The organism is Bradyrhizobium tropiciagri (assembly GCF_018130545.1).
In the GTDB taxonomy this organism is placed as follows: Bacteria; Pseudomonadota; Alphaproteobacteria; order Rhizobiales; family Xanthobacteraceae; genus Bradyrhizobium; species Bradyrhizobium tropiciagri_A.
The window spans coordinates 132,687-149,389 of record NZ_JAFCKF010000005.1; the positions used below are offsets into that span (position 1 = coordinate 132,687).

At 65.4% G+C, this 16,703-nt stretch carries 15 protein-coding genes and 1 pseudogene; 5 read left to right on the forward strand and 11 right to left on the reverse strand.

What is annotated here, in order from left to right; all coding sequences use genetic code 11:
- Positions 1-29 precede the first annotated feature (29 nt).
- Complete coding sequence (locus JQ616_RS22315) at positions 30-740, forward strand: hypothetical protein (protein WP_212018079.1); 711 nt, start codon at positions 30-32, stop codon at positions 738-740.
- A 33-nt stretch (positions 741-773) separates the two neighbouring features.
- Here JQ616_RS22315 and JQ616_RS22320 read toward each other — a convergent pair whose 3' ends face one another.
- From JQ616_RS22320 to JQ616_RS22340, 5 genes are all read right to left on the reverse strand, one after another.
- Positions 774-1,601: a tetratricopeptide repeat protein gene (locus JQ616_RS22320; protein WP_212018081.1), complete on the reverse strand. Its 828-nt coding sequence runs from the start codon at positions 1,599-1,601 to the stop codon at positions 774-776.
- A gap of 656 nt (positions 1,602-2,257) precedes the next feature.
- Complete coding sequence (locus JQ616_RS22325; protein ID WP_212018083.1) at positions 2,258-3,292, reverse strand: LLM class flavin-dependent oxidoreductase; 1,035 nt, start codon at positions 3,290-3,292, stop codon at positions 2,258-2,260.
- A 219-nt stretch (positions 3,293-3,511) separates the two neighbouring features.
- Entirely contained in the window at positions 3,512-4,435 is a 924-nt protein-coding gene (locus tag JQ616_RS22330) for a glutathione S-transferase family protein (RefSeq protein WP_212018085.1), read from the reverse strand.
- A 101-nt stretch (positions 4,436-4,536) separates the two neighbouring features.
- The gene (locus tag JQ616_RS22335; protein WP_212018087.1) at positions 4,537-5,295 is read right to left on the reverse strand and encodes an SDR family NAD(P)-dependent oxidoreductase; all 759 of its coding nucleotides are present in this window, start codon (positions 5,293-5,295) and stop codon (positions 4,537-4,539) included.
- A 37-nt stretch (positions 5,296-5,332) separates the two neighbouring features.
- The gene (locus tag JQ616_RS22340; protein WP_212018089.1) at positions 5,333-5,902 is read right to left on the reverse strand and encodes a TetR/AcrR family transcriptional regulator; all 570 of its coding nucleotides are present in this window, start codon (positions 5,900-5,902) and stop codon (positions 5,333-5,335) included.
- A gap of 104 nt (positions 5,903-6,006) precedes the next feature.
- On the opposite strand from JQ616_RS22340, the gene JQ616_RS22345 reads away from it, so the two are divergent.
- Both JQ616_RS22345 and JQ616_RS22350 read left to right on the forward strand, forming a co-directional pair.
- Positions 6,007-6,795: a crotonase/enoyl-CoA hydratase family protein gene (locus JQ616_RS22345; protein ID WP_212018091.1), complete on the forward strand. Its 789-nt coding sequence runs from the start codon at positions 6,007-6,009 to the stop codon at positions 6,793-6,795.
- A gap of 209 nt (positions 6,796-7,004) precedes the next feature.
- Complete coding sequence (locus JQ616_RS22350; RefSeq protein ID WP_212018093.1) at positions 7,005-7,856, forward strand: division plane positioning ATPase MipZ; 852 nt, start codon at positions 7,005-7,007, stop codon at positions 7,854-7,856.
- 15 nt (positions 7,857-7,871) lie between these two features.
- On the opposite strand, the gene JQ616_RS22355 is transcribed toward JQ616_RS22350, so the two are convergent.
- The 4 genes from JQ616_RS22355 to JQ616_RS22370 all read right to left on the reverse strand — a co-directional run bounded on the left by JQ616_RS22355 (position 7,872) and on the right by JQ616_RS22370 (position 12,605).
- On the reverse strand, positions 7,872-9,371 hold the full coding sequence (locus JQ616_RS22355; protein WP_349630038.1) for a hypothetical protein: 1,500 nt from the start codon (positions 9,369-9,371) through the stop codon (positions 7,872-7,874).
- A gap of 78 nt (positions 9,372-9,449) precedes the next feature.
- The gene (locus JQ616_RS22360; protein ID WP_212018096.1) at positions 9,450-10,304 is read right to left on the reverse strand and encodes a sugar phosphate isomerase/epimerase family protein; all 855 of its coding nucleotides are present in this window, start codon (positions 10,302-10,304) and stop codon (positions 9,450-9,452) included.
- Between the two features lie 3 nt (positions 10,305-10,307).
- Positions 10,308-11,654, reverse strand: coding sequence for an MFS transporter (locus JQ616_RS22365; RefSeq protein ID WP_212018097.1), 1,347 nt, complete (start codon positions 11,652-11,654; stop codon positions 10,308-10,310).
- A 78-nt stretch (positions 11,655-11,732) separates the two neighbouring features.
- The gene (locus tag JQ616_RS22370) at positions 11,733-12,605 is read right to left on the reverse strand and encodes a phytanoyl-CoA dioxygenase family protein (protein WP_212018099.1); all 873 of its coding nucleotides are present in this window, start codon (positions 12,603-12,605) and stop codon (positions 11,733-11,735) included.
- A gap of 97 nt (positions 12,606-12,702) precedes the next feature.
- Here JQ616_RS22370 and JQ616_RS22375 point away from each other — a divergent pair, with 97 nt between their 5' ends.
- Positions 12,703-13,713, forward strand: coding sequence for a LacI family DNA-binding transcriptional regulator (locus JQ616_RS22375; RefSeq protein ID WP_212018101.1), 1,011 nt, complete (start codon positions 12,703-12,705; stop codon positions 13,711-13,713).
- A gap of 35 nt (positions 13,714-13,748) precedes the next feature.
- Here JQ616_RS22375 and JQ616_RS22380 read toward each other — a convergent pair.
- Positions 13,749-14,990: pseudogene (locus JQ616_RS22380) on the reverse strand (SulP family inorganic anion transporter); the annotation flags it as partial.
- Positions 14,991-15,088: 98 nt separating this feature from the next.
- Positions 15,089-15,988 (reverse strand): CHAD domain-containing protein, encoded by a 900-nt coding sequence (locus tag JQ616_RS22385; protein WP_249137143.1) that lies wholly within the window; start codon positions 15,986-15,988, stop codon positions 15,089-15,091.
- A 265-nt stretch (positions 15,989-16,253) separates the two neighbouring features.
- Here JQ616_RS22385 and JQ616_RS22390 point away from each other — a divergent pair, with 265 nt between their 5' ends.
- Positions 16,254-16,688 (forward strand): MarR family winged helix-turn-helix transcriptional regulator, encoded by a 435-nt coding sequence (locus JQ616_RS22390; RefSeq protein WP_212018105.1) that lies wholly within the window; start codon positions 16,254-16,256, stop codon positions 16,686-16,688.
- Positions 16,689-16,703 lie beyond the last annotated feature (15 nt).

Below are 16,703 nucleotides of genomic sequence, written 5' to 3' on the forward strand. Positions count from 1 at the left end.
TGTAGTCCGTCAGGAGATCGGAGCGCCCAATGTCCACCACCAACAAGCTGACGCTCAATTTCCGCTGTCCGGCGGAGCTTGAGGGCCTGATCCCGAAGCCCATCCCGGCGGCCCAGGGCGTGCCCGACTGGCTCAAGGCGATGCCGGCGACGGCGTTCTCTTCGATCAACCTGCACGACGAGGATACCATCAAGCGCTGCCCGCCGTTCGTCGATGCGATGACTTGCGGGTTCTTGCTGCCGTTGGTTTGCGATCTCAAGATCGAAGACGGCGAGATCACCTGGGACCACGACCTGCCACCGGGAGGCACGCCGGAATTTCCCCGTTCGCCGATCGGATTTCACGATCCCGGTCAGGTTACCGGCACGCCGCTGTTTGAAGAAGGCCGCTTCTTTCTCAAATTCCACAATCTGTGGACCGTCGAAGCGCCCGAAGGCTACGCGGTTTACTTCACGCATCCCGTCAATCGCTTCGACCTGCCATTCACCACGCTGAGCGGCCTGGTCAATTCCGATCTCTATACCGACAATTGGGTGCACTTCCCGGCGTACTGGCACGACAGGAGTTTCAGAGGTGTCCTCCCCAGGGGGACGCCCATCGCGCAATGCATTCCGGTCAAACGAGACGACTGGACTGCACAGTCGTCCTCCTTCACCGCGGAAGAAGCCAAGCGCGTCGGCCAATTCAGGAATGAGCTGAGACGGCAGCCCAACCTCTACCGGAGAAACTTCAGGGCGTGAGGCGCGACGAGATTTTGTCCAATGCGCCCGGCCTCACTCCCCGCCAAGGAATTTTGCAACGTCGCGTTGGGAGAAAAAGAAGCGACCATGCGATGTCGCGGCCATGACGAATGCCGCACGCCCCAATAGCTGCGGCTGACCACGAATGATGGAGCGTAGCGCCGCTTCGGCAGCGTCGCGCTCTCCTTGTTCGAACAAGGATGTGGCGAGGTAGGCGCGGGTCGAGCGATCATCGGGGTACTGCGCGAGCACACGGCGGAAAGCGTCCGCGGCTGCGGCGTAATCGCCATGAAGGATCAGAACCCTCCCGAGCTGATTAAGAACATCCGGCCGTCCCGGCCCAGCATCGCGCGCGGCTGTCAGGACGCTCGCAGCCCGCGCGAAGTCATTGGTATCATGCAACAGCCGGCCGAGATCGAGCTTCAGATCGATGCTGCCGGGGGCAAGCGCGAGGCCGGCTTCGACCGTGCTGATCGCCTCGTCGTATTGACCAGCCTTGGCAAGCTGCCCGGCGAGTTCCTGAAACGAAGGGAGATATGGCGGGCGGCGAGCCACCGTGCGCCGAAGCTGTGCTAGGCCGTCCGTGGCGCGCCCCGCACCGCACAACAATGCGCCAAGCAAGGTCTCGACCTCGCCATCGTCGCTGCGGCGCGCAACCCGCTCGAGCGGTGCAATCGCCTCGCCTTCCCGCTCCTGCCCCATCAGGGCGTGCGCCAGGAGAAGCGTCGCGTGCCTGTCCTTGCGGTTTGATTTCAGGATGCTTGTCGCGATCTGCTCTGCCTGAGCAAACTGCCGCGCCCGCAACGCGGATGCGCCTTGTTGCAGCGCCTGAGCTAGGAAATTGTTCTGATTGCCACTCACGGGAAAGCTTCTGGAGGATCCGAGAGATTATCGTGGACGTGAGCCCGGCCGTTTCCGGGCGCTCAGGAACAATCTCGTGGAAACACAATATGAGGTCAACCGGTAGCGATCCGCTCACCTCCTGAACTGGCACCTGAATCGAAATCGCGATGCTACGCCCTCTATTCGAGACAGTTGTGGGCTAGATTCTGTGATGTCGGTCCTGACCGGGCCGCCCCGCTCGACACAGGAGGTCCTTGGTACCGCCAAACACGAGTTTTGGGCCTTTTCTCTGATGTTTCCATCAGGTTAGCAGGCGAATATCCGGGCCTCTGGAGGAAAGGCGCCGACTGATGTGCCTCTCAAGGCCGCGATAGCGACCAGGGGCGACGAGACGCCAATGGGGCCGCGTGTTCAACACGAGAGTTCCCGGTTGGATCAGAATTAGGCTGGCACGATCACCAACGGCAGCGCTGGCATCGGCAAGCCGGTCGCCGCCACGTACGAGCTGAAGGATCAGAACTCCGTCATGTTTCTGCTCCGCGCTCAGCGCAACTGGTAATACCGGTTGATCTGACTGTGATCTAACAGAGCCCCCGGCGCCAAAACGCCGGGGGTTTTGCTTTGTGAGGTTTGTCCTTTTGTGAGGCTCGCTTTCTGGTGCTGACTGCGTGGCGTCACGCAGCGAGCATGTCGCGCACCATCGGCACCACCTTGCTGCCGTACAGCTCGATGCTCTTCATCAGCTTGTCGTGCGGCAGCGGGCCGGCCGAATATTTCAGCTGAAAGCGCGCCGCGCCGAGCGCCTTCACGGTCGCCGCGATCTTGCGGGCCACGGTTTCCGGAGCGCCAACATAGAGCGAGCCGTGCTCGGCCTCGGAGACGAACTCGTCGCGGCCCATCGGCGGCCAGCCGCGCTCTTTGCCGATCCGGTCGCGCATGACCTTGTAGTCCGGCCACAGCTCTTCCCGCGCCTGCGCGTCGGTTTCGGCGACATAGCCCGGCGAATGCACGCCGATCGGCTGCGGCGTCCGGCCGAACTGCTGGTAGGCGCGCTGGTGCAGGTCGACATAGGGTGCGAAACGCTTGGGATCGCCGCCGATGATGGCGAGCATCAGCGGCAGATCATAATGCGCGGCGCGCACCACCGATTCGGGGCTGCCGCCGACGCCGATCCAGGTCTTCAGCCGGCCGTGCTCGATCGGCGGATAGACTGACTGGCCCTTGAGCGGCGGCCGCAGCTTGCCCTGCCAGGTCACCGGCTCCTGCTTCAGCAGCGCGGTGAACAGGTCGAGCTTCTCCTCGAACAGCTCGTTGTATTGCTTGAGGTCGAAGCCGAACAGCGGAAACGATTCGGTGAAGGAGCCGCGGCCGAGAATCACCTCGGCGCGGCCGTTCGAGACCGCGTCGACGGTTGCGAAGCGCTGGAACACGCGGATCGGATCGTCCGAGCTCAGCACCGTCACCGCGGAGCCCAGGCGGATCGTCTTGGTGCGCGTCGCGATTGCCGCCAGCATGGTCTCGGGAGAGGAGATCGCAAAGTCCGCCCGGTGGTGCTCGCCGAGCCCGATGAAATCGATCCCGAGCTGATCGGCCAGCACCGCCTCGTCGACGACGTTGCGGATTACCTGGGCATGCGACAGCGGCACGCCGGCGGCGTCCTTGGTGACGTCGCCGAACGTGTCGAGCCCGAATTCGAGAGAGGTCGTCATCACATAGTCCAGTTGTCGGCGTGGCGGAGCATCCGCCACGGGCCACCCATCGCACGCAGGCCGGGAGGTCGTGTTGCTGCGGAACGTGTCCGCAAGCCCGCGCTGTGGAGCCTTCGGTTGGAGATGTGGTGGAGCTATGGCCTGTTCGCGGCCCGACAAGGTCACGCCGCGAAACGCAGCGTTTCCAAGTTGCGGGTTTCCCCTAGGAGGCTGCGGCGATCAGCCCGGGATGACCAGGAAGCCAGCCCGCGGGAAATGCACCACGACCTCGCCGGCGCGCTCGTCGGACCGGCGGATCGCGATGTGCTGCGCCGACAGCGAGACGATCTCGCCGCGGACCGGGACCTTGCCGTAATCGTCCGGCATCACGCTGACGATGTCGCCGGGTTTGCGGCCGTTCGGATCCGCAGGGTCGCCGAACGATGGCGACTCCGGCTTTGCCTTCGCCGCGATCTCGAGCGCATCGCCGGACGACATCTCGGTGCGCGTGCCGTGGCCGATGGCGCGGATGCGCTCTTCCCACGCCGCAACGCGCGGAAAGGCCTTCATGACCTCGTCCATCGCGGCGAGGCTCTGCCGTGCGTACCACACGTTCATGTAGGCGCTGACGTCGGCGAGGCCGAATTCGCCGAACAGCCACGGCCGGCCATCGCCGAGTTGCGCGTCGATCCAGTCGAGGTTGGCGCGGAACTGGTCGCGCATCTGCGGCAGCGCCGCGGTCATGGCGGCGACGTCGAACTTGGCGCCGCGCAGCTTCTCGCGATCCGCGATGAAATCTTGCGGGACCTTGTCGCCGATGAATCCGAACACCAGGTTGACCGTGTTCTGGAAGAACGGCCGGTCGGCCCACATGCCGAGTGCCCACGGCATTCCGGCATTCCCGGCGGGAAACAGTGTCGGCGTCGGATAGCGCCGCTCCAGCTCGCGGATGATGATCTGGGTGTCGCAATAGATGTCGGCGCCGATCTGCATTGTCGGCGTGCGGCGGTAGCCGCCGGTCATCGGCATCAAATCCGGCCGCGGCATGATCCGGGAAATCCGCACCGAATTCCAGGCGAGCTTCTTGAATCCGAAGATGATGCGGATCTTCTCGGAGAACGGCGACTGATCGAAATGATGCAGGATCGGTGTGGGCTGCGACATGGCCTTCTCCCGGGATATCGGCGTGATCTGCACGAACCTTGTCGTCTAGCCTGACAAGATTTCAGCGGATCGCAACCGATTTCCCGGGAGAATGACGGCCGTCAGAACTGCTCCGCCCAGGGCCGCAGGTCGAGCTCCAGCGTCCAGGCGCTGCGATGCTGGTGATGCAGCACCCAATAGGCCTCCGCGATCGCCGCGATGTTGAGCATGCCGTCCGGTCCGCGCTCATCCTTCAACTGCGGACGCATGCTGAGCAGGCGATCGCCTTCGATGCCGCCGTCGACCACGATATGGCCGACATGAATGCCCTGCGGCCCGAATTCCCGCGCCACGCTCTGCGCCAGCGCGCGCAGCGCGGCCTTGGCGGCGGCAAACGGCGAGTAGTTGGCCTTGCCGCGCAGCGAGCCGCTGGCGCCGGTGAACACCAGCGTGCCGCCGCCGCGCGCCAGCAGGGCAGGGATCGCGGCCTGCGCGAGCTGGAAACCGCCGAGCGCGTGTTCGCGCCAGTGCTCCTCGAAGCGCTGCTCGCTGACCTTGAGGAACGGCGCGGGCCGGTTCGAGCCCGCATTGTGCACGGCCATCGCCAGCGGCGCGAGCTTTTGCGCCGCCTCGACGAAGCGGGCGACATCGGCCGCGGTGGATGCATCGCCGACGACATGGGTGACCCTGGCGCCACCGGCCGCGAGCTCTGCGGCCGTTGCGGCCAGCTTCTCCGCATTGCGCCCGGCGATCGCGACCGGATAGCCACCGGCAGCAAAGCGTCGCGCGATCGCGGCGCCGAGGCCGTTGGATGCGCCGACGCCGGCGATCAGCACGCTGCCCTGCACGGCGGTCGGCTCGAGGGTCAATTGGTCGTTCATGGCTTGCTCCATCAAGCTGCCTGTGGTGCGGGCGAAATCATTCGTCGGATGCCATCGCGACGATGCTGTCGCGCACTGTGCGCAGAATGGCATCGGATCGCTTCGGATCGGTGAGGACGCGCGAGATCGCGAGCGCGCCGACCATCGCGCTGACCGCGACGATTGCGCGACTATCGTCATCGTCGCTGAGCGTCTCCGCGACCTTGGCGATGAAGGATTCGATGTGCGGCTCCATCACCGCGCGGCATTGTTGGTCGGCGCGGCCGACATCCGAGATCAGCGCGCCGATCGCGCAGCCCGACTTGGGCTGGTCGCGATGGCTGCGGCTGAGATAGCTGCGCACCAGCGCGTTGACGCTGACTGGTTTGTCGGGATCGCGCGCGGCGTGCGCCGACGCTTCGCCTGAAGTCAGCGCCTGTTGCAGCGCCGCGGCGATCAGATCGGCACGCGAGGCGAAGTGCCCGTAGAAGCCGCCATGGGTCAGCTTCGCCTGCTGCATCAGGCTGCCGATGCTGAGCGCGTCGAGCCCCTTGTCGCGGATCTGCGTCGCCGCCTCGTTCAGGATCCGCTCGCGGCTCCTGGCCTTGTCGGCCTGGGAATGGCCCATTCGCATCGCCCCTGTTTGACTCTCATTGTGGATTATGACCATCATGCATCTGGATGACAAGTGTCATCCAGAAAATTTGTCAGTCACAAAGCAGGGAGGAACAGATGTCCGGCAGCGCGAGTGAGGGGCGGGTCCGCCACGAGCGGCATGATCACATCCTGAAGATCATCATCGACAATCCCGCGAAGAAGAACGCCTTCAGCCCGGAGATGATGACTGAGCTGTCCGACGCGCTGACCTTGCTCGACAATGACGACGGCCTCTGGGTCGGCGTGCTCTGTGCCGCCGGCGGCAGCTTCACCGCGGGCCTCGACATGCCGAAATTCTTCGGCCCGACCGCGTCGCGCAAGCCGTTGCCGGAGGGCAACGTCGATCCCTTTGGATTGTCGAAACGGTGCCGCAAGCCGATCATCACGGCGGTGCAGGGCATCGTCTTCACCGTCGGCATCGAGATGATGCTGGCCGGCGATATCGTGGTCGCAGCGGATGACAGCCGCTTCTGCCAGATGGAGGCCAAGCGCGGCATCGCGCCGCTGGCGGGCGCGCATTTCCGCTACATCAGCCGCGCCGGGTGGGGCGATGCGATGTATCACCTGTTGCTGTGCGACGAGTTCTCCGCCGCCGAGGCGCATCGGATCGGTCTGGTGCAGGAAGTCGTGCCGGCCGGTCAGCAGATCGAACGCGCAATGGCGCTTGCGGAGATCATCGCCCGCAATGCGCCGCTCGGAATCCAGGTGACAAAGGAAGCGGGCCGCAAGTTCATCGAAGCCGGCGAGCAGGCGGCGATTGCGATCATCCCGCAAATCCGCGAACGCGTGCTCAACACTGCGGATGCGGCCGAAGGCATCAAGTCCTTCGTGGAACGTCGCGCGGCCGTGTTCCAGGGACGCTAGTTCCCGGGACGCTGGTCCCTGAGACGTGCGCTGCGTTCACGGTACGTGCGCTCAATGTGGTTGTGACAATGTTGTCGCAACCGGCTGAATTTCGATCACGATGATGTTGCGACGACTCTTGTCGAGATTCGTCGAATCAGGGAGATTCGAACCATTCATTAAATTCTATTTCGTCCTGCTTTGACTCAAGCGTCCGGTAGGGATTCCCAATGACAAACGCACGCGTAATCGTTGTAGGAAACAACAAAGGCGGCTCTGGCAAGTCGACAATTGCCATGCACATCGCCATCGCGCTGATCAAGGCGGGTCAGCGTGTCGCCACCATCGATCTCGACAACAAGCAGAAGTCGCTGACGCACTACGTCGATAACAGGCGCGACTGGGCGCGGGAGGCCTCGCTGGATCTCGGCATCCCCGCGCATATGTGCTTCGAGACGGTGACCGGCATGAGCAGCGAGGTCGAGACACTCGGCCGCAACGCACTTGCCGAGATCGTCGAACGGCTCAGCCGGTCCCACGATTTCGTCGTCATCGACTGCCCCGGCCACGATACCTATCTGACGACGTTTACGCATTCACTGGCGAACACGCTGATTACGCCGCTGAACGACAGCTTCGTCGACTTCGACGTGCTCGGCACCGTCGATCCGAACGACTTCAAGGTGACCGGCATCAGCCATTATTCAAACATGGTGGAGGAGGCGCGGCGCCAGCGCAGCGCGCACGATCAGCCGGCCTTCGAATGGGTAGTGTTGCGCAATCGCCTGTCCACGATCGGCTCGCGCAACAAGCGCCTGGTCGGCGAGGCCCTCAGCGAGCTGTCGAAGACGCTGAATTTCCGCCTGGTCGACGGCCTGGCCGAGCGCGTGATCTTCCGCGAATTCTATCCGCGCGGATTGACGGCGGTCGACGATGTCAGTCAGCTCGCGCTCGGTGGCCGGCCGACCATGTCGCATGTCACCGCATGGCTCGAGATGGAGCGGCTGATGACCGCGATCATGCTCGGCCATCTGGTGGCGCGCTCGCCGGAGCCCGCTGACGCCAGCCGCGACGCGGCGTAGGCCAACGTCGCACCGCTACCGGCAATTCGTGTTGCCTGCGCCGGCAACGGTCAGGAAGGTGATCGTTGCGGGCGCGAACACAATCGTGCCGGCCGCGGTTGAGACACCGTTCAGATCGGGAATTTCGTCGGAAGTCCCAAGCGCGAGTGTGCTGCCGTTGAGCTGGACGGTGCCGCCGGCGGGCGTTGCGCTCGCCAATGTGTAGCGTTGCAAGGCAGCTGTTAGAGTCAGCTTGCGCGGTATTCGCCGATCGTTGTTGATGACGAGCAGCGCTATCCCGCCGGGTATGTCGCGCGCGCAATGCGCATAGACATGGAAACCGGGATGTGGGGCGACGCGGGCGTCGAGCACGGTGCTCCCCATCAACCGCCGCCACAGCAGTGCGGCCCAGTAGTTCGGCCGCGGCAAATGGGTTCGCTCGTCGAGCAGCCCGTAGTCGCTTGCGGCAAGCGTGTTGTGCATCACCACCTGAACGCCGGCCTTGGCCAGCCGCCCGAGTTGGTCGAGGTAGCGGAACGTATCGGTGAAGGTCGCGGCCCAGCGGTTGCCGCCGCATGCGGTCTCGGCGGTTTCGGTCAGCCAGATCGGTTTGCCCGGTGCGAGCCGGTCGCGCAGCGTCCGGTAGACGGCGAATGTCTTGCCGGTTCGTGCCAGCCATTCGTCCGACAAGGCTTGCCTCGCCGTGCGATCGCCGCCGCATCGCGCCGAGAGCGCGCCGTAGTGATGGTAGGAGACCGCGTCGACACCGGCTGCCGAGACGGTGAAGCGCGCTCGGGCATCCGCTCCGGTGCCGATCGTGCCGGGGCCGAGGATCGTCACGTCGGGCGCGGTGTCCTTCATGAAGGCGCGGAAGGTTGCAAAGTCGCGGCCGTAGGCCGCGGCGTCGTAGCGATCAGGGGCGCCGCCGATCGCCGGCAGATCGGGCTCGTTCATGAACTCGGCCGCAGCGATCTGCCCGCCGTTCGATCGCGTGAAAGCGAGCAGCTGCCGCGCTTGTTCGGGGGACCATCGCCCCGCGGCGTCACGCGTGCCGGCGCTGATCGCAAAGGAAGTCACGATTGGGGCGTCGACGGCATGCGAAAAGTCGATCACGTCGCGCCATTGCTGTTGCGTCAGTGTGCCCTTGAAGCCGGCCGGTGGTGCCGCCGGTGGCGTCTCTGAGTCAGCAAAATACGTGCTGTTGGCCCAGGTCCCGCTCACGCGCAGAAAAGCGGGCGAGAGGGCTGCCGCGAGCTTGCGCAGCCTGCCGTTGTGCAGATCGATCGGCGTACGTGCCGCGAACAGCTCCGCCTTTGCACCGGCGGCCCCATAAGGCTTCCAGAATCGTCCGCCGGTCACCTCGACCATCTCGATATTGTAGGACTGGAAGCGCGGATCGATGGTCGCGACGCGCGGCATGGTCGCGACATCAAGCGTCGGTTCGGCCGCGACCGCCTTGGCGCAAATGAAGGCGGCCATTGCCGGGATGGCGATGCGCGTGAGATGTCGAAGTGCGGCCCGGCGATGGTTGCGCACGGCTCCTCGCGGCGTTCTGAACTGCAAGTTGCGTTAGCAGTCACATCAGAATGCCGCCGCGCCCGGTTTGAATCAACGCTATGGCGCGCCCTGCGGCTCGTTCGCGATGCGATCCCAGAGCGTGCGGATCATCTCCTTCATGACCAACGCGTCCTGCCAGCGGTCGGACAATTCCCGGCCGTTGGGGCCGGTGATGGCATAGGGCGGGGGACCGAGTTCGCACAGGAAGGTCAGGGTCGCATCAGGCCCTGCGCGTTTCCGCCAGGAGCGGATGCCGTACTCCCACCAACCCGTGAACAGTGACACCCAGCCCTGGTGCTGCGGGAAGCCGAGCGAGATCTGCACCTGCTCGCGGCTCGCAATGCGGCCGTGGATGCCCCAGGCATGGTCGAGGATGCGATGGATCATCGCGTGGTTGACGTCGTCGACCGGCCAGGCGAATTCGCGGCCGACCAGGTAATGTGACAGATCGGCGGTCAGCCGTAGGTCGGGAAAGCAGTCGAGCAAATCGAGCATGAAGAACAGGTCGGTCGTCATGCGGTCGCGATGGGTCTCGACATGCACGGCGACGCCGGCCTCCGCGGCAAGCCGCCGCCAGCCGTCGAGCAGCGGGATGCAGTCGGCCAGCCGGCGCGGACGCACGTCCGGTTGCAGATTGACATGATCGGCGCCGAGCCGGGCGACCAGCTCGAGCACCGGCTTCAGATCGTCGACGCCCTTCGGATAGCATTGCGCCTGCCAGATCATGCCATGCGCGCGGAGGAAGCTCGTCACCTCGCGCGCAAAGGCCGGATCGATGAAGCGCACGCCGGCGCCGTCAAACCCGGCATCGCGGATCATCGCGAGCTGGGTTTGCAGCGGCCATTCGCCCTCATCGGCCAGCCGCCGCTCCATCGCCCAGAGCGACTGCAGGATCCGCAGTTGCTGCGCCACCGATCAGGCCCGTGCCGGGATCGCTGCGGGCAGCTCTTCCTGTTCGCTCGCATCGGCCGCGATGTTCTCCTGATAGGTCTCCGGCCCGATCCAGATCGCAACCACGGTACAGGCCGACAGGAACATCGCGTAGCAGGCGACCGGCCACCAGGTGCCGTAAGCCGCAACCAGTGCGGTGGCGACGAACGGCGCCGGACCGCCCGACAGCAGCGAGCCGAGCTCGCGCGCGAAGGCGAAGCCGGCGAACCGGCGCTGTGGCGGGAACAGCTCGGCGAAATACGCCGCCTGCGGTCCGAACATCGCCGCGGTCACCACGGCGCGCGCCAGGATGAAGGCGAGCGCGATCATGATCCATTCCTTGGTGCCGACCATCCAGAAGAACGGGAAGGCGAGCGCCACGCCGGCGAGCGCGCCGAACATGTAGACCGGCCGCCGTCCGATCCGGTCCGACAAGGCCGCAAAGCCGAGGATCGCGAACAGCTCGACCGTGAAGGCCAGCATCAGCGCACTCAGCGCCTCCGCCTTGGGCACGCCGAGCGTGGTGATGACGTAGCTCAGGCCAAACACCGGGAAGAAATAGCCGAGCCCGTTCTCGGCCATCCGCGCGCCGAGCACGACGAAGAAATTGCGCGGATGCTGGCGCAGCGCCTCCATCGCCGGGTTGCTCTCGACCTTGCCGCGCGCGACCACCGCCTGGGTATAGACCGGCGTCTCGGTGATGCGCATGCGGACGAAGATGCCGACGACGATCAGCAGGAAGCTCGCCAGGAAGGGCAGGCGCCAGCCCCAGCTCATCAGATCCTCGCGCGGCAGCATCGTCACCAGCGCGAAGGCGCCGGCGGCGAGCAGATTGCCGACGGAGACGCCGAGCGGCGCGAAGCCGCCCCAGAAGCCGCGATGCTTCGGCGGCGCATTCTCGACCAGATAGATCACGGCGCCGCCATACTCGGCGCCGGCGCCGAGACCCTGGATCACGCGCATCGCGACCAGCAGCACCGGCGCCCAGATGCCGATCTGCGAATAAGTCGGCAGGAAGCCGATCGCGGTGGTGCCGATGCCGATCATCAGCAGCGTTGCGACCAGCACCGGCTTGCGGCCATAGCGATCGCCGAGGATGCCGAACAGCAGGCCGCCGAACGGCCGCACCACGAAGCCGACGCCGAAGGTCAGGAATGACAGCAGCGTGCCGACGACGGGATCGCTCTTTGGAAAGAACAACTCGCCGAACACCAGCGCGGCCGCGGTGCCGTAAAGGAAGAAGTCGTACCATTCGAGCGCGGAGCCGATGCTTGCGGCCAGGATCACACGCAGGCGCGATGTGCGAGCGCCATCTCTTGCCATCTCGGTCATTCGTTTCCCCGTTATGTTTGTTTTTATGGTTTGAAAGCAGCAACGCCCGCGGCCTGGCCGCGGGCGTTGTCGTCAGTCTCAGGCAGCGCGCGTGAAGTAGGATTTCTTCGACGCCGACTGGGTTTCGTAGATCGATCCCTGTCGCTTGGCCGGCGGCAGCGGCATCCGCACCGGCACGTCGGTCAGCCGCGGTGCGACCACCGGCGGACCCGCCAGCAGGCGGCTGTTGAATTCGTCGAAATCCTTGACGCCCATCAGCGGCCAGGCGTCGCTGGCGGCGACTTCGTAGAGCAGCAGGTTGCGCGGCCGGTTCGATGTGTTGGTCGCCGAGCCGTGCAGCGCGCGGACATGATGGAATGACATGCTGCCGGCCTTGCCCATGCAGGGCACCGCGCGCTTGATGTCGCCCTCGATCTGGTCCGGATCGATCAGGCCGGCGAAGTGGCCATCCTCGCCGTGATGATCCCACATCGTGGCGCCGGTGTGGGTGCCCGGCGTCACCAGCATCGGGCCGTTCTCGATATCGCAATCGTCGAGCAGCACGCCGATCGCGAGGATGTCGTCATTGGTGTGCGGATAGAACGCCCAGTCCTGATGCCACTCGACCGGCGAGCCGTATTGCGCCGACTTCATGTTGAGCTTGGAGCCGTGCAGGCGAAGGCCGGGGCCGATCAGTCTGGTGAGGATCGAGATCACCGCGGGGCTGCGGACGATCTCGTCGAAGATCGGGTGCACCTTGTGTGGCGCCTTGATGCGGCGGACGCGCGGGGTCTCCGGGGTGTGGCCGGGCTCGAGGTCGTAGACGTCGGTGTGCTCGGTCACTGCGGCGGCCCCGGCCACCAGCTCAGCAAGCACCGTGCGCACCTTGGTGAGGGTCTCCTGGGTGAGCACCTCGGGGACCACGATCACCCCGTCGCGCTTGTAGGCCTGAGCTTGCTCGTCCGAAATCATGCCGTTTCTCCCTTTTTGTTCCATGTTAGCGCTAACATGACGTGATGCTAGCGCTAACATTATGGCTTGGCAACCCGGAATCGTGCAGGGTCGAGCTATGAGCTCCGAACTGACCGAACCCGGGACCGGCCCGACCGGTGCCGCGCCCACCCTTTCAGAGGTGGCCAAGCGCGCCGGCGTGTCCTCGATCACGGTGAGCCGGGTGGTGCGGATGCCCGACCTGGTCGCCCCGGAGACAAGGGCGCGGGTCGAGCAGGCGATGCGCGATCTCGGCTATGTCCCGAACCTGGTGGCGGGCGCGCTGGCGAGCGCGCGGACCAATTCGGTCGGCGTGCTGGTGCCGACCATCGCCAACTCGATCTTCGCCGATACCGTGCAGGGCCTGTCTGACAAGCTCGAGCCGCTCGGCTTCTCCGTGATCCTGGCGCAGTCGCGCTACGACGCCGTGCGCGAGGACCGCATGCTGGCGGCGCTGCTGTCGCGACGGCCCGAGGCGATCATCATGGTCGGCTCGCCCGCGACCGAGGACGGCACCCGCCTGCTGCGCAACGCGCGGATTCCGATCGTCGAGACCTGGGATCTGCCGGCAAGCCCGATCGACGCGGTCGCGGGCTTCGACAATTACAAGGCCGGTATCGCCGTTGCGAAGCATCTGGTCGCGCAGGGCCGCAAGCAACTCGCATTCATCGGCGGCGACGATCCGCGCGGCACGCGGCGCTGGCTCGGTTTCAGAGACGAGGCGCTGGCGAGCGGGCTCGCTGAGCCGCGGCGGCTGATCCTCGACCGCAAGGACTCCGGCAGCGTGGCCGCGCATGCACGGCTGCCCGGGGTCGATGCGGTGTTCGCCGCCAACGACGCGCATGCGATCGGCTTCATGTCCGGGCTGCGCAAGGCCGGAGTGCTCCGTGACGGGCCTGCATCGGCGCAGCCGGTTGCCGTGATCGGGCTCGGCGACCTAGAAATGGGCCAGCTGATCTCGCCGACGCTGAGCACGATCAGCGTGCATGGCGACGCCATCGGCCGCACGGCGGCGACGCTGACATTGGAGCGCGGCGGCGAGCGCCGCATCGATCTCGGCTTCGAGCTGGTGCTGCGCGACAGCGGCTAATTGCCCGCGCGCCGTTGCCACCGCTCGACGCCGGCGAGCAGCGCGGCGATCACGCACCCCGAAATGATGCCGAATGTCAGGTCTTCGAACACCGTCAGGCCGAAGGTCGGGACCAGCACCACGGCACCGCGCCAGCGCCTGATCAGGTGCAGGAAGTCTTCCTTCTCCGCCATGTACCAGCAGACGACGACGAGGACGCCGGCCAGCGCCGACAGTGGGATGTAGCTCGCCAGCGGCGCCGCCACGACCATGAACGCTAGCAGGAACGCCGAATGCAGCATGCCCGACAGCGGGCTGCGTGCGCCGGCCCGGATGTTGGTTGCGGTGCGCGCGATCGTGCCGGTGACGCTGATGCCGCCGAAAAACGCCGAAGCAATGTTGGCGATGCCCTGCGCCACGAGCTCCATGTTGGAGCGGTGCTTGCGGCCGGTCATGCCGTCGGCGACCTTGGCCGAGAGCAGGCTCTCGACACCGCCGAGCAGCGTGAAGGACAGCGATGCCGGCAGGATCTGCAGCAGCAGCGCCCAGGAGAATTCCGGCATATGCGGCACCGGCAGGCCGCGCGGAATTTCGCCGAACCGGGTGCCGATGGTCTCAACCGGCAGGTGCAGCAGAAGTGCTGCGACCGACGCGATCGCGATCGCGATCAGCATCGCCGGCCAGCCCGGACGCCAGGCGCGCAGCACGAAGATCACGGCCGCCGATCCGATGCCGATTGCAAGCGCCGACCAGTTCAGCGACGGCAATGCATGGCCAAGCGCAGCGAGCTTCGGCAGGAATGGCCCGGGCTCGGCACCTGCAAGCGTCAACCCGCCGAGATCGCGCAACTGGCTGGCCAGAATGGTGACCGCAATTCCGCAAGTGAAGCCGACGGTGACGGGATGCGGGATATAGCGGATCAACGAGCCGAGTCCCGAGGCGCCGATCAGCGTCAACATCAACCCCGACACCAGCACCGTGAGCAGCAGGCCTTCGACGCCGAATTTTGCGGCCGTTGCCGCGACGAGAACGATGAAGGCGCCGGCCGGGCCGCCGATCTGAAAGCGGCTGCCGCCCAGCGCGGAGACCAGGAAGCCGCCGACGATGGCCGTGAACAGCCCGCGCTCAGGCGTCACGCCCGAGGCGACTGCGATCGCCATCGACAGCGGCAGCGCCACCACGGCCACCGTCAATCCTGCCATCACGTCGTGGCGGAATGCGTCGAGACCGTAACCTTCGGTCAGCGTGGTGACGAGCTTGGGACGATAGAGATGCGCCGTGGAGGAACCGTCAGGCATGGGGATGACCTAGGGAAGAGGATGAAGAAAGCCGGCAGAGAAGCTGGAAGCGGAAAGCAGCTTGGACGTGTTGGCGAGCCAGGGACGAGGCAGCGCGTTCATTCGGCGATCTTCCGGTAGACCGCCGCGGCGCGGCGCAGCAGGTGGCTCTTGCGCTTCCGCGCATGCACGCGCTGATGCTTGGCCGTGCGCTCCTCGGCGCGCTGCACGAGCGCGTCGGCGTTCTCGACCAGCTTGCGACGCACCTCGTGATCGTTCAGCTCGCCGAGCAGTTGCTGTCCCTTGCGCAATTGCTTCAGCACATCGCGCCATGACGCGTATTCGTCGGGCGGCAAGCCGCCCTCGGAGAATTCGATGGCATAGCGCAGCCGTTTGCTGGCGAGCCGGACGCGGTGCCGCTTGTTCTTGCCCATGCCCTGCAACCCGCGGCTCTTCGTGCACAGCTTGCCATGCCACCGCGCCAGCCGGCGCGCGTGAAACACCGCGACCGGCACGGCTCGCCGCTGCGCGGCGCGGCGATCCTGCCGCGCGGTCCAGGGGCCGCTGCCGACCCAATCCCACATGCCGTCGAACCATTGCCAGTAGCGGTCGCTTTGCAGCGCCTCCTTGAGGGCTTCGAGCGCGTCGGTTCGCGCGGTCTGGAGCATGCGCTGCTCGGGCAAGCCCTCGCTGTTCTCGATCGCGACATCGAGGTCGCGGGTGGCGCCGAGATGGGCGCTCAGCCATTTCAGCTCGGACTTCAATCGTCTCCATTCGGTGTCCGCGACCATCGGGCCATAGAAGGCGACCGCGGCCTTCAGCCGCGTCAGCGCGATCCGGGTCTGGTGAAGCGCGGCGGGATCGCCCGAGCTGACAGCCTCGTGGTTGGTCGCGACATCCTCGAGGCATTCGGACAGGATCAGGCGAAACGCCGTCTCACAACGCATGGCTTCGCTGAGATGGCGCGGCCGCTTCGGGCGGACAACGCGCTCCCGGTCCGGACTTGCCGCTGACGTCATGACACTTCGTGACCCCGCCGAAGCCGCGAAGCAATGACACGGCTCACGGATGGAAGATTTCCCATTTGGTTGATGTCGATCAAGGGTTTTCTGCGTGGCCGCAGTGAAACGACCCGGTGGGGCGTTCAAAATGTCGCAATCACCCCGGTGGAGCGGGCTTATTCCCGGTCATATGCGGGGTTTGCTCCCTCCAGGGCGCCATATCGCGGTTTATTTCGTACGCGAAATATCTTGATATTTCGCGTACGAAATATATAACGGGGACATGAAAGCGGAACACCGGCTGATCTTCCTTCTGAGCGTGGCCTATCGGCGGCTGCAGCGCGCCGTCGATCAGGAGACGGCCGCACACGATCTGACGTCGGCCCAAACCGGCGTGCTGTTCTTTCTCGGGCGCAATGACGGCGCGCTGATCGGCGACGTCTCGCAGGCGCTCGACATCGTGCCGTCGGCGATGACCGGGCTCGCCGACCGGATGGAACGCGCGGGCCTCGTCAAGCGCCGCCGCGATGGCGCGGACGGGCGCAGCCAGCGGCTCCATCTCACCGTGGCGGGGCAGGAACTCGGCAAGCGCGCCGCGACGCGGACCAGGGTGATCAACAACCGCCTGATGGACGGATTTTCGGAAGCGGAGATCGACGTGGTGTCGCGCTGGCTGACCAGCCTGCAAGAGAAATTTCCGAAGGACAAAGATGGTTAGAGCGTTTTCAAGCGA

What these genes read in the sequence shown, in the direction of transcription:
- JQ616_RS22385 (WP_249137143.1), bottom strand. Translation starts at nt 15,988, where the DNA reads ATGACGTCAGCGGCAAGTCCGGACCGGGAGCGCGTTGTCCGCCCGAAG.
- JQ616_RS22340 (WP_212018089.1), bottom strand. Translation starts at nt 5,902, where the DNA reads ATGGGCCATTCCCAGGCCGACAAGGCCAGGAGCCGCGAGCGGATCCTG.
- JQ616_RS22370 (WP_212018099.1), bottom strand. Translation starts at nt 12,605, where the DNA reads ATGATTTCGGACGAGCAAGCTCAGGCCTACAAGCGCGACGGGGTGATC.
- JQ616_RS22315 (WP_212018079.1), top strand. Translation starts at nt 30, where the DNA reads ATGTCCACCACCAACAAGCTGACGCTCAATTTCCGCTGTCCGGCGGAG.
- JQ616_RS22390 (WP_212018105.1), top strand. Translation starts at nt 16,254, where the DNA reads ATGAAAGCGGAACACCGGCTGATCTTCCTTCTGAGCGTGGCCTATCGG.
- JQ616_RS22325 (WP_212018083.1), bottom strand. Translation starts at nt 3,292, where the DNA reads ATGACGACCTCTCTCGAATTCGGGCTCGACACGTTCGGCGACGTCACC.
- JQ616_RS22330 (WP_212018085.1), bottom strand. Translation starts at nt 4,435, where the DNA reads ATGTCGCAGCCCACACCGATCCTGCATCATTTCGATCAGTCGCCGTTC.
- JQ616_RS22350 (WP_212018093.1), top strand. Translation starts at nt 7,005, where the DNA reads ATGACAAACGCACGCGTAATCGTTGTAGGAAACAACAAAGGCGGCTCT.
- JQ616_RS22335 (WP_212018087.1), bottom strand. Translation starts at nt 5,295, where the DNA reads ATGAACGACCAATTGACCCTCGAGCCGACCGCCGTGCAGGGCAGCGTG.
- JQ616_RS22375 (WP_212018101.1), top strand. Translation starts at nt 12,703, where the DNA reads ATGAGCTCCGAACTGACCGAACCCGGGACCGGCCCGACCGGTGCCGCG.
- JQ616_RS22365 (WP_212018097.1), bottom strand. Translation starts at nt 11,654, where the DNA reads ATGACCGAGATGGCAAGAGATGGCGCTCGCACATCGCGCCTGCGTGTG.
- JQ616_RS22345 (WP_212018091.1), top strand. Translation starts at nt 6,007, where the DNA reads ATGTCCGGCAGCGCGAGTGAGGGGCGGGTCCGCCACGAGCGGCATGAT.